The organism is Flavobacterium amniphilum, assembly GCF_023634845.1.
GTDB classification, from domain to species: Bacteria; Bacteroidota; Bacteroidia; order Flavobacteriales; family Flavobacteriaceae; genus Flavobacterium; species Flavobacterium amniphilum.
Genome location: NZ_JAMLJL010000006.1, coordinates 232292 through 246388, shown reverse-complemented (window position 1 = coordinate 246388; position 14097 = coordinate 232292). Strand labels below are relative to the sequence as shown.

The window sequence follows — 14097 nt, the reverse complement described above, 5'->3', positions numbered from 1 at the left end:
TAACTCCTGCTGTACCAACCATAAGCACAACACCTCCGACCTGTTCGATAGCAGGAACAAGTACTATCAGCAACTATAATGCTGCCCATACCTATGTCTTTACACCGACTGGACCAACGGTAAGCGGAACAGGACTAATCTCCGGAATGACAATCGGTACTTCTTATACCGTAACAGCATCCAACGGAACATGTACTTCAGGAGCTTCTGCATCCTTTAGTAATGCAGCGGTACTGGTAACTCCTGTTGTACCAACCATAAGCACAACACCTCCGACCTGTTCAGTAGCAGGAACAAGCACTATCAGCAATTATAATGCTGCCCATACCTATGTCTTTACTCCGACAGGACCGACAGTAAGTGGAACAGGACTAATCTCCGGGATGGTCATCGGTACTTCTTATACCGTAACAGCATCCAACGGAACATGTACTTCAGGAGCTTCTGCATCCTTCAGTAATGCAGCGGTACTGGTAACTCCTGCTGTACCAACCATAAGCACAACACCTCCGACCTGTTCGATAGCAGGAACAAGTACTATCAGCAACTATAATGCTGCCCATACCTATGTCTTTACACCGACTGGACCAACGGTAAGCGGAACAGGACTAATCTCCGGAATGGTCATCGGTACTTCTTATATCGTAACAGCATCTAACGGAACATGTACTTCAGGAGCTTCTGCATCCTTTAGTAATGCAGCGGTACTGGTAACTCCTGTTGTACCAACCATAAGCACAACACCTCCGACCTGTTCGATAGCAGGAACAAGTACTATCAGCAACTATAATGCTGCCCATACCTATGTCTTTACACCGACTGGACCAACGGTAAGCGGAACAGGACTAATCTCCGGAATGACAATCGGTACTTCTTATACCGTAACAGCATCCAACGGAACATGTACTTCAGGAGCTTCTGCATCCTTTAGTAATGCAGCGGTACTGGTAACTCCTGTTGTACCAACCATAAGCACAACACCTCCGACCTGTTCAGTAGCAGGAACAAGCACTATCAGCAATTATAATGCTGCCCATACCTATGTCTTTACACCGACAGGACCGACAGTAAGTGGAACAGGACTAATCTCCGGGATGGTCATCGGTACTTCTTATACCGTAACAGCATCCAACGGAACATGTACTTCAGCAGCTTCTGCAACATTTAGCAATGGATCAGTATTAACAATACCGGAAGCACCAATAGCAGCGACTCCTACTCAACCTGAGTGCCCTTCAACAACGGGAAGTGTACAATTAAGTAATCTACCGTCTGGAAATTGGGTTATTAATCCGGGAGGAATAATTGGAAATACAGCTACAATCGATATTACCGGTTTGAATCCGGGCATTTATAACTTTATAGTTACTAATAATGAAGGCTGTACATCGTCACATTCAGCTGATGTGGTAATTATTGATCCTGCATGTCCGGAATGCCATGAGTTGAATCCAATAAAAGTATTCAATGCAGTTTCTCCGGGAATAGTAGATGGGCTTAATGATTTTTTCAATATTCAAGCATTAGATGATTTTGAATGTTATCCAACAAATACAGTTCAAATTTATAACCGTTGGGGTGTATTAGTATTTGAGCGCGATCAATATAAAAATGATACTGATAAAGGATTTATTGGAGTGTCTGAGGGAAGAGTCACAGTTAGCAGAAATGAGAAATTACCGGAAGGAACTTATTTCTATATCATCAATTACACAGATAAAAATACTAAGGCCTTTAATTTAACAGGCTTCTTAGAATTGAAATGGAATTAAAACTAAAAAGCATAAGCTTCTATCTTGAATAGTTAAGGTAGAAGCTTATAAAAATTCCATTATGCTAATAAAAAAATCAGATATTTTAAAAAGGCACATGAGTTTTTATGAAAATGAAAATTTGATATGGTCTTAAATAAAGATAAAAATAGTTCTATATGAAAACAAAAATAATTAGACTACTAATAGTGTTCCTGTCTATTGCCACATATGCACAAAATAGAGAGCAGTTTACCCATTATATGTATAACACAGTAATTGTTAATCCAGCTTATGCAGGCTCAAAACCAGCAATGAGTGTTTTTGCTTTGCATCGTAATCAATGGGTAGGACTTGATGGAGCGCCTGTGACAAATTCATTCTCTCTAAATACACCCATCGGTGGAAGTAATATTGGTTTAGGATTGTCAGTCGTAAATGATAAAATAGGTGTATCCGATGAGAATGATATTTCTGTTGATTTTTCGTATACTATTCCTATCAACATTAATTATAAGTTAGCCTTTGGACTTAAGGGAGGTGTTAATATCCTTAATGCTGATTTTACAAAACTCACTCAACAACCAGGAGACCCCGTTTTCCATAACAATATTGACAATCAATTTTCTCCCAATATAGGTGTAGGCTTTTATATTCATTCAGATAAAAGTTATTTAGGATTATCTGCTCCCTATCTAATAAAAACCGATCATTATAGTGAAGAAAGTGCAAGAAGTACAATAGTTACATCAAAAATCAATTACTTATTAATTGCAGGCCATGTATTTGACATGAGCTCAGAAGTAAAATTTAAGCCTTCTTTGCTTACTAAATATGCACCCGGAACACCTTTACAAGTTGATGTGTCTGCCAATTTCTTGATAAATCAGAAATTTGTTGCAGGTGTAGCTTACAGATGGAGTGCAGCAATGAGCGGTATGGTAGGCTTCCAAATCAATAATTCTTGGCTTATAGGATATGGTTATGATTTTGACACTACTTCATTAGGAAAATATAATTCGGGATCTCACGAAATATTTTTACGCTATGAATTATTCACTAAACCAAATAAAATAATTTCTCCTAGATTCTTCTAAACTCAGCATAAATTATGAAAATTAAAACTCTCCTTTATAGTATCTTTTTTAGTATCTTGATTTCACAAAGCTATGCGCAAAAAACCAGAGTCAAGGCTGCTGATAAAAAGTATGATCAATATATCTATGTAGATGCAATTCTTACTTATGAGCGTGTAGCTGAAAAAGGATATAAAGACGAAAAAATGTTCCAAAAATTAGGAAATGCCTATTATTTTAATGCCGAATTAGCCAAAGCAGAAAAATGGTACAGGGAGCTTTTTAAAATGAACCAAGAACAGGAAGCAGAATATTATTATCGATATTCTCAAACTCTAAAATCGATAGGAGAATATAAGAAATCTGACGAAATGATGAAGGAATTTAATAGAAGATCAGGGAATGACCAACGAGGAAAACTCTTTGCTGACCAAAAAAACTATCTGGAAGAAATTAAAGCGAATTCACGTCGTTATGATGTCACAGATGCAGGAATTAACTCAAAATATTCAGATTATGGGAGTTCCTTCCTACGCAACAAATTAGTATTTGCATCTGCAAGAGACACTACAGGAGCTTACAAAGTTTCTAAATGGACGAATCAATCATACACTAATTTGTATAGCTCTGAAATAAAACCATCTGGTGAAATGGAAAAACCAGAACGTTTTAGTAAAATAATCAACTCAAAATTTCATGAATCAACACCCGTTTTTACCAAAGATGGCAAAACAATGTTCTTTACACGAAATAACTATTTGAATGGAAAGAAAGGAAAGAATTCTGAGAATTCTACCTTGTTAAAATTGTACAAAGCAGTGTTAGTGGGAGATGAATGGACAAATGTTACTGAATTGCCATTTAATAGTAATGAATATAGTGTTGCTCATCCTGCATTGAGTGTAGATGAGAAAACTCTTTATTTTGCATCCGATATGCCCGGAACATTAGGCCAATCCGATTTGTTTAGTGTAAAAATCAATGGAGATAGCAATTATGGAATTCCTGTCAATTTGGGAAAAAACATAAATACTGAGGGTCGGGAAACATTTCCGTTTATATCTGCTGACAACGAATTGTATTTTGCTAGTGATGGCCGTCCAGGTCTTGGAGGGTTGGATATCTTTATGTCTAGAGCAGGAATTGAAAATCGTTTTGAAGAAGTGAAAAATATTGGAGAACCAATCAATGGTCCTCAAGACGATTTTGCTTTTATAATAGATAGCAAAACTAAGAGTGGTTTTTTCACTTCAAATCGAAATGGCGGTAAAGGTTATGATGATATCTACCATTTTAAAGAAGTAAGGGTGTGTGAGCAGTCATTATCAGGAATTATTACAGATCAGGAATCAGGAGTTGTATTATATGGTTCAAAAGTGAGTTTATTCAATGAACAATTTGACTTAATAAAAGAAACATTAACCAACGAGAATGGAGTATATGTTTTTGAAGTTGAATGTGGAAAAGTTTATTACGTAAGAGCTCAAAAAGAGGAATACGAAACTAAGGAAGGGAAAATAACAATAGATGACACTACCGGAAAATCTGAATTATCTTTGGAATTAGAGCAACGCATCAAACCTGTAGGAGAAGGCACTGATTTAGCAAAAACTTTAAACATCCCAATAATCTACTTTGATTTGGACAAATCATTTATCCGTAAAGATGCAGCGTTTGAATTAGAAAAAATATTAGCGGTTATGCTCCAATATCCCGAAATGAAAATTGATGTGCGTTCTCATACGGATAGCAGACAAACTAATAAATACAATGAAAACTTGTCTGAAAGGAGAGCTAAGTCAACAATGACATGGCTGATACAAAATGGCATAGAAGCTCGCCGATTAACATCAAAAGGCTATGGAGAAACTGAATTAGTTAATCAATGTTCTGATGGTGTAAAATGTAGTGAATCTGAACATCAAGCGAATAGGCGTAGTGAATTCATTATTGTCAGAACGGAATAATCCAAAACCATAATTATAAACCCAAGAATGATACTCGACCGAGTATTAAATTAAAACCATCAAGAGAAATTTTGGTGGTTTTTTGTAATCTTAAAACCAGTACGAGACAAACTTCCATTTTTTAGCTTTTTCTTTAAAAAAAAAGCTTTTTTACCCTGCCTTATCCTGCCACTTCAATCCATAATAAACAGGGCTTTATGACTTAAACAAGTTCAAAATTTCTTTTGCTAAAAACAAAAAAAATAACGAAGCAATACGATGAAAGTCAACGCATTTTAGTGAATTTTTAACATTTTTAGCATGGAAAACAAAACAGAAACGTCGAGCTCACAACCAAAACGGAAAATTATTTATAATTGTTAAGACTGATTTTTAGTTATCAGAATAGACAAAACCATTGCAATTTATTTTTTCATCATTGCAATGGTTTTCTACTAGGATTATTTATTTGTGCAGTTTTGATGTTTTATAGAATATTAACATCATTCTTATCTAAAAGAATGAATCAAACTAACTAAATTTGAAATAAAAATAAATTAATGACTTTACTCTTTCAGTATTTCAGCAAATACAATTCACTTTCTAAAGAAGCCGAAAATGCTATTATTGGAATCAGTTCAGTCATTAAGATTAAAAAGAACCAAGACTTACAGCCCATCGGACATACCTGCAAAACAATCTATTTCATAAATAAAGGAATTGCCCGAATTTATTACTACAAAAATGGGATTGATATTACCGAAAGTTTTGCTTTTGAAAACAGTATCATTGCAAGAGTAGAAAGCCTATTTACTGGAAATCCATCACGAAAAGGCATTCAGGTTTTAGAAGACAGTGAAATAGTAGCTATTAATGCTACATATCTTTTTGATTTATATGATACCTATCCAGAAATTGAGAGGCTATTTCGTAAAATTTTTGAAACTGCTTATGTTGATACGGTAAACAGAATGGAAGGAATTCAATTTCATACAGCTGAAGAACAATATATAGCTCTAATAAAAGAACAGCCTACGCTTTTACAAAGAGTTTCCCTAAAACATATCGCATCTTATTTAGGAATTACCCAAGTAACTTTAAGCAGAATTAGAGGGGCAATCCGCTAATTATTTAACATTTGTAAAAGGATTTTACAAAGCAATGTTTAACCTTTGTATTTCAAATTTAATCCTTACAAAAATGAAAACAACAATTGTGATGGTATTGATGTTATTCTCTGTTAATAGTCATTCTCAATGCACGAAAAAACCACCAGTACTAATACCCCAAAAAGGTACAAGTTTTCTTCAATGTGAGACTTGTATAAACTGATTAGAAAAAATAAAATAGTGATGACACTTTAAAACATTCCTTAAAAACAACTAATGAACACAGAACACATAAAATTAGGGCTTAAAGAAAACTGGGAACAATTTACCATTTTAGTAATTGTAAATGCTTTCGTTGGAGGTATGATAGGGATGGAAAGAAGCATATTCCCAAAATTTGCAGAAGTTGAGTTTGGAATAGCGTCAAAGACAGCAATTTTATTATTCATAACAGCATTTGGAATTACCAAAGCCATAACTAATTATTTCACAGGTAAATTAGCAAACCGTTTTGGTAGAAAAAATTTATTGTTGTTTGGTTGGTTTGTAGCTCTGCCTATTCCGTTTATCCTGATGACTGCCACAAATTGGAATTGGGTAATTTTTGCAAATATACTCTTGGGGTTAAGTCAAGGTTTAACCTGGAGTAGTACAGTAGTTATGAAAATTGATTTAGTCGGTGAAAAAGACCGAGGTTTGGCAATGGGCTTAAACGAATTTGCAGGTTATTTTGCTGTTGGTGTTGTTGCTTTTTTTTCAGGTTATATAGCTAATAAATATGGTATAACACCCTATCCTTTTTACATTGGTGTCGCTATTTCAATTATTGGTTTCTTGTTGACCCTTTTTTTGGTAAAAGATACAAGATTGCATACTCACAAGGAAAGTGTAACAGACAACACCAAACAACTGGGAAATGTGTTTATGGAAACTACTTTTAAAAACAAATCATTAAGTTCCATTACACAAGCTGGGTTAGTAAACAATCTAAACGATGGAATGATTTGGGGTTTGTTGCCCATTGTACTTATAACACTCAATTATAATACAGAAAACATAGGGATAATAACCGCCATTTATCCAACAGTTTGGGGAATTGGACAACTCTTTACAGGCAAAATGTCTGATGTGTATTCTAAAAAAGCAATGCTTTTTTGGGGAATGCTTTTACAAGGAATAGCAATAATTTTCTTGCCATTCAGTAATGGTTTTTTTATGCTATCCAGTATATCGGCTGTTTTAGGGTTAGGGACAGCATTAGTATATCCCACTTTTTTATCGGCAATTGCGCAAGCCACAAGCCCGAAACAAAGAGCAGAAAGTATTGGAACATTCCGACTTTGGAGAGATTTAGGGTATGCTTTCGGGGCCATTATTTCGGGAATTACGGCTGATTTATTTGGAGTAAATTATGCCATTTTTCTTATCGGAGGACTTACAATACTATCTTCAATTATAATTAAATTCCGTATGCCCGAAACAAACAAAATAGCCAAAGGATGTATTGAAATGGAAGAAGTAAAACAATCTCTTCAACAAAACAAAAAAATACAAATTATAGATGTTAGAACAAAAGAAGAATTTGAGCAGGCACATATCCCTAATGCTGTAAATATTGTCTTAACCGAGTTGAAAAACGAAGCCGTAAAATTCGACAAAAACTATCAATATATGATAACTATATACCCAGTATACCAAATACATCTCACCTTAAGGCCAATCTATCGATTGGCCTTTTTCTATTGAGCTAATAATTAATATGATTCTGAAATAAACATTCATTGATATTCTTAATAATTGCCGTATCTTGTTGATTAACCATAAATACATTTAACATGATAGACAAATATCTTAATCAGACTTCAAACAAAGAAGTCAAAAATCAATCTTTAAATCTTGAGGAAATTATGGAACAATTTACAACAAGAAAAAATAAGAAGGAATCAATTCCTGACTTTCATTGGTTAGAATTATACCTCAAAGAATAAGGATTTAAAGAAATTATTTGCGGTAACAAAAGATTTCTTTTTATGTTATTATAATAAAACAATCCGTCTAATCTTCAGACGGGTTTTCTTTTCCATTCTCTTTCTCAGTTCCTTCTTTCACTGAACCATTCTTTCATTCTCCTTCATTAGATTCAGTCAACTCATCTTCCTTACCATTTGTAGTATAGGTACTGGAAGTCTTATTTCCTATGACTTTGTCTAATACGCTTTCCTGAACGTCATTTAAACCTTCTTGTATGTGTTGTGATAATGATTTCATACTTTGATGAATTTTGGATTAATAGTAATATGTATAAGGAGGCATTAATTAAGAAGTGTTCGAGTGTCCTTAATTATGGTGATATAGTTATATTAATACATATTAAAAACCACCTGCTGTAACAGGTGGTTTACAAAAGAAGAATAATTAAAAATACTGTTCAATTACAGTATCCAAAGACCCTTAAAAGTTATATATCCCGCACGAAGGCTGAGGATTGAAAATTGGAAAAAATCTTCGTTTGTAATTATCTTCTCTTTTCAAAAAGCAAAATACTTAAATTTTGCAATAAAAACAGAAAAACCTTGTTAAATTTTAACAGGGTTTTTCTTTGAAAGAATATTTTACACTCATTCAGATTATCAATATGCTCTCCGTGTATTATTGTAGAACGATGATAAATTGTATGATTTTACAGTTTCATCTATTGAAGCTTTGTCTATATAATAAGCGTATAATTCTTTGTAATTTTGCTCCAGTTCTTTAATTTCTTCTAACTTCTTTTGGAGTACATCTAAATTTTTATTAAAAGATGCTTTTTCTTGAGTAGTAAACGTTGATGAATCATATAATTTTTCACCTAACCTATTTCTATAAGTATGTCTGGCAATTATATTTTCACACGCATTAACATTAGTTTGTGCTGATGATTGCAAACTTTGATATTTAGCTTTCCAAGTTTTATATTCAGCAGAATTGCCCATGTTTAAATATCGTTTATGACCTATTTCTTTTTCAATTCGAAATAGAAAATCATCTGACATTATATAATACATATCTTCACTTCCTGTCTTTTTGACTATTGGAAATCTACTTGATGTAACATTATCACCACTATTATCAGTCGTCAATTCATTTTTTGAATATCTGTTAATGACATCTTCATATACTAATGAATATTCATTAGCCAGTTTTTCAAATTCACCAATCAACACATTCGTATTTACAGGAGTCTCAATGATAAAATATGATAATTTTTTCGATGTTTTATCTGAAAGAACTTGACCCAGTTCAGTTTTCTTTATAGTTTGTTCTTCATCTAATAGTTGTAAATAAGTCTTTGCATCATAAGAAATATTTATACTTGGTATTCTCATTTCTTGGAGTTTGTTTTTATAAAATTCAATATCTTTTTTAGAACTAGATTTTTTTCCATTGTGAAGAGTAAATGTCTTTATCTGATTTCTAAGAACTCCATGGTCATTCAGTTGCTTAGCAAATAAGTTGTTGTTCTCTCCTTTAATTTCTATATTGTGCTTATTTGCAATAGTTTGTGCTTCTATAAGATAATTATCTCTAATTTCAGATTTTTCATCTGATGTTAAATACTTATCAATATTTTTTAAAATCTTTTGTACATCAAATCGGTAAAGTGAATCTTTGATGATTTCATTCCTGTATTTATCATATGCAGGTTTAAAGTGATCAAGTTGTTGCAATAAGATATTGTACTCTATAGTATTGACTTCACCTTCAACATATGGATGATAGTCCACTTCTTTTGATACAACAGGGTAAATTTTGAAGTTTTGATTCCCTGAATACGTTTTGGCTACTGCTAACAATTCAGGGTTAATCGTAATTTTTTTCTGCGCTATTGCCTGAGCAGAAATCAATAATGTAAGTCCATAGCAAACTTTGGCAAAATCTCTGATAATGCTTTTCATAGTGTGGTAATTTAGGTTTATAAAATTGCTTAGAAAAAATAGACGTGGACATTGTACCACCGCCAAACCCAGGGTTACCACACCCTAAAAAAAGCATAATGATACAAGCCACGCCGTTACGGCGTACCTATATACATTATCTTGCTTTTTTAAATCAGGAAGCCGAAGCTTCAGGGTGGTAATTCGGATTTAGCAATAATGTATTCTGTACGAATATTTTTCAATACAAAAATAATAAACAAGAATGACGTGTGACAATTATTGTTAAGGAATGTTTTGGGAATAAAGAATGTTGTTGAATTATACATATTCAATACCCACAAACATTACGTATAAATACGTATTTTTTGCATCTTTGGATTATCTTTTCTGATGTTTATTGGAGTTCTGATACATTTATATATACATTTACATAGTCAGAAATTTTAAACTATTTATAAGATATATATCATGGAAGGAACTATTTCAATTATTGCTGATGTATGTGGCATACTGGGATTTATTATTAGTCTTTTTGCTGCGTCAAGGGTTATTACTTTATCTAAAACTATAGGTGATAAGAACAATCAATTTTCAATAGGAAAAGGTAATAAGCAAAATATAAATACTGGTGGAAAATAATCAAACAATTTTTGGGTTTGGTAATAAACAAGAAATCACTCAACTAATCGTTGATGATAAATATTTAAATCGATTAATATCATTACCAAATAATCCTGCTGACTTAAATAAACTGGTATTACATATTTACAATGATATCGTGGATAATGAAAATCAATTTGAAAAACGCAGTTTACCTCCTGATATTGATGACAAACTTGATTTTAACAATGTTCTTACATATCGTTTTTTGATTGAATCAAATTATAGCGAGAATGCATATTATTTAGAGAATGCATACGAATCTTTAAACTCTGAAACACCAGGAAGAAAAAAGGTTTTTTTAAACTATATTAATTCACTTTATTTGCAAGCATTAGGTGGACTATTAAAAGAAAATCCAAAGATGAAAAAAATGGAAATAATCAATCAATTTGCTGATACAATAATTTCCAATGTCATAAGTTCTCTTTTGATAAGTATTTCCACTAACACAAAGGACATTGCACATTTAAGCGCAGAAAGCATAAATTTAAATGTTTTCACTATTGTTTGTCATGCTTTTGTAGATTGTAAAGTCTTAGAAAATCCGAATAATTAATGTTACTACCACAAGATGTTGCGCCAGAAAAAAGTCTTTACGTGATTGGCGGAAGAATTATTGAGACATTTAATTCTATCAATAGAACTGTTATTGATATCAAAATTCTATATAGTTCATTTGTTACGAAATTTAGACAAGAAGATTTAAGTTTCAGCTATTTTTTATATGCTTTAGATTGGTTGTTTATGATTGGTTTTGTCGAAATATATAATAACACGAAAATTAAAAGATGTTTTTAAAGAAGCTAATTGTAAGTAGAGATGGAAAAATAATTAGAGATATTCCTTTTAGAGAAAAAGGATTAAATTTAATAGTTGATTCTACTCCTTTGAAAATTATGAATGCTGAATCTGGTAATAATGTAGGTAAAACGACATTTATCAGGGCTATTGATTTTTGTTTGGGTTCACAAGGTAAAGACCTATATAGAGACAAAGAAACAGGTAATGATAATACAGAAGTTAGAGAATTCCTTTTTAATAAAAATGTTGTTTTCGAATTAGAATTGAAATCTATTAACGGTGAAAAAATAAACTTATTAAGAAGTTTTAATTCGGATAATGACCTTTATATAAATGGTGAAAAATATAGCGATTTAAAGAAGTATTGTTTTAAATTGAATGAATTGTTTTTTAATATTCCTTCAACACAAACTAAAATTAGCTTCAGAACAATAATTAAAAAATTTGTTCGATCAGATCAAAATTCAGAATCAAACTTGTTGAAAGTTTTATCAACTTACAAAAATGATAATGATTACGAGGCTATGTACCTATACTTGTTTGGATTTCCTGACCAAGATATTATCAGCAAAAGACTAAATATTTCAAGTGAAATTAAAAAGTTAAATAGTTCACTTTCAAAAATGAAAGGCAAAAGTAATTTGCCAAAATTAGAAAATAGACTTAATCAAATTGATAAATCAATTTTGGAGCAGGAAAGTGTTATTAAAACATTCAATCTACCAAAAACATATAATGATTTATTTGAAAAATTAAAAGTAATTAAATCTGAAAGCACAAACATTGCTTCTGACATAGCGAACATTGATTTAAAGTTGTCACTTAGCAATAAGACTAAGCAAGAACTTGAAGAAAGTAAAAGCAAGATTGATCCTAATGTTATTAAAGGCCTCTATGAAGAAGCTAAAGTTTTAATTCCCAAACTTCAAAAAACTTTTGAAGAAGTTTTGGATTTTCATAATAAAATGGTTTCTAATAAGCTAAATTATGTGGAAAAGCATATACAAAAATTAGCAAAAGAGAAAAGCTATAAAGAACAAATCATAAAACCTATATTAGAGGAACAATCCAGAATTTTATCATTATTAGATAATAGTGGAAGTTTCGATGATTTGATAAAAGTAAGAGAAGAACTTAATGAACTTTATACTAATAGAGGGAGAATAGTTGAACAAATTGAAGGAATCAAAAATCTTTTAGATTCAATAGATAAAAATTCTGAAATATTAGAAGAGCTAAATGATGCTTTTACTACTTATTTAGAAGCATTAAATGAAAACATCCAAGACATCTTTAATGCATATTTTAAAAAATATACGTATTCAACTCACGGCGAACAGATTTATATACTTTATAACCCAGAAACAAGAAAATTTGAGTTTGACAACATCAAAGGTAATGTTGGTGATGGGTATAAAAAAACGGACATTATTGCTTTGGATTTTGCATTCATTAATTATTTTGAAGATTTAGGAATAAATTTTCCACGTTTTATTGTACACGATAAAATGGAAATAATTCATAAAAATCAAATTCAGAAAATTTTTGAAATTGCAGATAGTTTAAATGGTCAATTTGTTGTTTCAGTACTAAAAGAAAGAATAATGTTTCTTGGAGAGAAATATATAAAAGATAGAACAATCCTTGAATTATCAGAAAATGATAAATTTTTCAGATTCCCTTAAAGTATTGTTGTATTATTCAATTTTAGAATTTAAACTTTTCTGATAAACATAAATTTGATTTTGCGTTTTTGGATTATGAAACTCATTTACTTTTTTGTAACTGTTATGTTCAAAAAGGCGAATACTACTTTCATTGTTTGATCTAATTGTTGATTGTAAAATCCGTGCATTTTCATTTTTAGCCTTAGCTTCTGCAAGCTTCAATATTTTACTTCCATAACCCTTGCCTTCATATTTTTCATCAACTGAAATATGACAAATTTCCCATTGATACCATTGAACTTTTTTACTTTCAGCGCATGCAACTAAATTTTCTGTATCTAAAATAAAAACGTAATTATCTTTGTTTTCAAAGATTTTTTCAAAATTATATTTGACAGACAATCCATTTCTTCGATTAATCAATTCTACAATTTGATTCGCTAACTCTTTTGTCATTTGCTAAATTATAAGTTTGAGCATAAATTTATATAACTTTCCAAAAAACTATTAATTAGTGTTTTACAAAAAATCTTCTTCTTCTAAATCTTCCCATAGTTCTTTTAAAATTACAAGTACAGCATCTATTTTTTTAATTTCTTCTTGAAAATCTTTTAACCTGAATTGCTCACTATGATATCTTGTCCACAACTGCCCACTTGAATTTTTTTCATAAATATGTTTATGATTTGAACATTGAACATAAGTGCCTTCTTCATCTATTTTTACATCACTCCATACCCCATGGATAAAAAAGTTTCGCATATCTCTTAACTGATTAATTTTTAAGATTGTCTCTGATATCTTTTCTTCTTCATACCTACGACAGCGATTAATTTTCTTTAACAGTTGAAGATTTGTGGAAAGATTATTATTTTCAATTAATGTACTACTAACTATATCATTGTCAGAATTAATCAATCGTTCAATAATATGAGTTATTAAACTTTCTAATTCTGCAAATCGAATACTAATAAGTCCAATATGAGCATAGAAAGAAATATTTCCTTCATTAAGTTCTGATTGTTTATTGAATAGTTTCATGAAATGGATATAAAGATTACGAAAGTAGTTTATTTCGGAATAATTTCATTGAAAAATAATTCAATCTAAATTCTCACACAATACGTATTTATACTGAATATCAACCCTTAAACATTACAACGTTGT

The 14097-nt window shown here is 31.4% G+C and carries 13 protein-coding genes; 9 read left to right on the top strand and 4 right to left on the bottom strand.

Translation table 11 applies throughout. The annotated features are described in order from the left end of the window. The 5 genes from NAT51_RS09290 to NAT51_RS09270 all read left to right on the top strand — a co-directional run. Nucleotides 1-1772: T9SS type B sorting domain-containing protein (locus NAT51_RS09290; protein ID WP_250598282.1), on the top strand; the 1772-nt coding region annotated here is incomplete at its 5' end. A gap of 158 nt (nucleotides 1773-1930) precedes the next feature. Further along, nucleotides 1931-2848, top strand: coding sequence for a PorP/SprF family type IX secretion system membrane protein (locus tag NAT51_RS09285; protein WP_250598274.1), 918 nt, complete (start codon nucleotides 1931-1933; stop codon nucleotides 2846-2848). 14 nt (nucleotides 2849-2862) lie between these two features. Next, nucleotides 2863-4794 carry an OmpA family protein gene (locus tag NAT51_RS09280; protein WP_250598273.1) on the top strand — a complete coding sequence of 644 codons (1932 nt, stop codon included), beginning with the start codon at nucleotides 2863-2865 and terminating at the stop codon, nucleotides 4792-4794. Nucleotides 4795-5333: 539 nt separating this feature from the next. After that, nucleotides 5334-5900 (top strand): Crp/Fnr family transcriptional regulator, encoded by a 567-nt coding sequence (locus NAT51_RS09275; protein ID WP_250598271.1) that lies wholly within the window; start codon nucleotides 5334-5336, stop codon nucleotides 5898-5900. A gap of 258 nt (nucleotides 5901-6158) precedes the next feature. After that, on the top strand, nucleotides 6159-7628 hold the full coding sequence (locus NAT51_RS09270) for an MFS transporter (protein WP_250598270.1): 1470 nt from the start codon (nucleotides 6159-6161) through the stop codon (nucleotides 7626-7628). A 375-nt stretch (nucleotides 7629-8003) separates the two neighbouring features. On the opposite strand, the gene NAT51_RS09265 is transcribed toward NAT51_RS09270, so the two are convergent. Together NAT51_RS09265 and NAT51_RS09260 are read right to left on the bottom strand one after the other, a co-directional pair. Next, nucleotides 8004-8150: a hypothetical protein gene (locus NAT51_RS09265; protein ID WP_250598269.1), complete on the bottom strand. Its 147-nt coding sequence runs from the start codon at nucleotides 8148-8150 to the stop codon at nucleotides 8004-8006. 362 nt (nucleotides 8151-8512) lie between these two features. Then, nucleotides 8513-9817 carry a hypothetical protein gene (locus NAT51_RS09260; protein WP_250598267.1) on the bottom strand — a complete coding sequence of 435 codons (1305 nt, stop codon included), beginning with the start codon at nucleotides 9815-9817 and terminating at the stop codon, nucleotides 8513-8515. A gap of 450 nt (nucleotides 9818-10267) precedes the next feature. Between NAT51_RS09260 and NAT51_RS09255 the strand changes: the two genes are divergently transcribed. Genes NAT51_RS09255 through NAT51_RS09245 form a run of 4 tightly spaced genes read left to right on the top strand, consistent with a single transcriptional unit; the run spans nucleotide 10268 to nucleotide 12948 of the window. Continuing rightward, nucleotides 10268-10438 (top strand): hypothetical protein, encoded by a 171-nt coding sequence (locus NAT51_RS09255; RefSeq protein ID WP_250598265.1) that lies wholly within the window; start codon nucleotides 10268-10270, stop codon nucleotides 10436-10438. Further along, nucleotides 10428-11018 (top strand): hypothetical protein, encoded by a 591-nt coding sequence (locus NAT51_RS09250; protein ID WP_250598258.1) that lies wholly within the window; start codon nucleotides 10428-10430, stop codon nucleotides 11016-11018. The genes NAT51_RS09255 and NAT51_RS09250 overlap by 11 nt, the downstream gene beginning before the upstream one ends. Further along, a complete protein-coding gene (locus NAT51_RS19800; protein ID WP_394799693.1) occupies nucleotides 11018-11260 on the top strand; it encodes an ABC-three component system middle component 6 in 243 nt (80 codons plus the stop codon). Before NAT51_RS09250 ends, NAT51_RS19800 begins: the two co-directional genes overlap by 1 nt. Beyond that, nucleotides 11251-12948 carry a hypothetical protein gene (locus NAT51_RS09245; protein WP_250598256.1) on the top strand — a complete coding sequence of 566 codons (1698 nt, stop codon included), beginning with the start codon at nucleotides 11251-11253 and terminating at the stop codon, nucleotides 12946-12948. The genes NAT51_RS19800 and NAT51_RS09245 overlap by 10 nt, the downstream gene beginning before the upstream one ends. 12 nt (nucleotides 12949-12960) lie before the next feature. On the opposite strand, the gene NAT51_RS09240 is transcribed toward NAT51_RS09245, so the two are convergent. Beyond that, on the bottom strand, nucleotides 12961-13386 hold the full coding sequence (locus NAT51_RS09240) for a GNAT family N-acetyltransferase (RefSeq protein WP_250598254.1): 426 nt from the start codon (nucleotides 13384-13386) through the stop codon (nucleotides 12961-12963). Between the two features lie 63 nt (nucleotides 13387-13449). After that, complete coding sequence (locus tag NAT51_RS09235) at nucleotides 13450-13971, bottom strand: hypothetical protein (protein ID WP_250598252.1); 522 nt, start codon at nucleotides 13969-13971, stop codon at nucleotides 13450-13452. Nucleotides 13972-14097: the final 126 nt, after the last annotated feature.

What these genes read in the sequence shown, in the direction of transcription:
- NAT51_RS09285 (WP_250598274.1), top strand. Translation starts at nt 1,931, where the DNA reads ATGAAAACAAAAATAATTAGACTACTAATAGTGTTCCTGTCTATTGCC.
- NAT51_RS09280 (WP_250598273.1), top strand. Translation starts at nt 2,863, where the DNA reads ATGAAAATTAAAACTCTCCTTTATAGTATCTTTTTTAGTATCTTGATT.
- NAT51_RS09275 (WP_250598271.1), top strand. Translation starts at nt 5,334, where the DNA reads ATGACTTTACTCTTTCAGTATTTCAGCAAATACAATTCACTTTCTAAA.
- NAT51_RS09270 (WP_250598270.1), top strand. Translation starts at nt 6,159, where the DNA reads ATGAACACAGAACACATAAAATTAGGGCTTAAAGAAAACTGGGAACAA.
- NAT51_RS09265 (WP_250598269.1), bottom strand. Translation starts at nt 8,150, where the DNA reads ATGAAATCATTATCACAACACATACAAGAAGGTTTAAATGACGTTCAG.
- NAT51_RS09260 (WP_250598267.1), bottom strand. Translation starts at nt 9,817, where the DNA reads ATGAAAAGCATTATCAGAGATTTTGCCAAAGTTTGCTATGGACTTACA.
- NAT51_RS09255 (WP_250598265.1), top strand. Translation starts at nt 10,268, where the DNA reads ATGGAAGGAACTATTTCAATTATTGCTGATGTATGTGGCATACTGGGA.
- NAT51_RS19800 (WP_394799693.1), top strand. Translation starts at nt 11,018, where the DNA reads ATGTTACTACCACAAGATGTTGCGCCAGAAAAAAGTCTTTACGTGATT.
- NAT51_RS09245 (WP_250598256.1), top strand. Translation starts at nt 11,251, where the DNA reads ATGTTTTTAAAGAAGCTAATTGTAAGTAGAGATGGAAAAATAATTAGA.
- NAT51_RS09240 (WP_250598254.1), bottom strand. Translation starts at nt 13,386, where the DNA reads ATGACAAAAGAGTTAGCGAATCAAATTGTAGAATTGATTAATCGAAGA.
- NAT51_RS09235 (WP_250598252.1), bottom strand. Translation starts at nt 13,971, where the DNA reads ATGAAACTATTCAATAAACAATCAGAACTTAATGAAGGAAATATTTCT.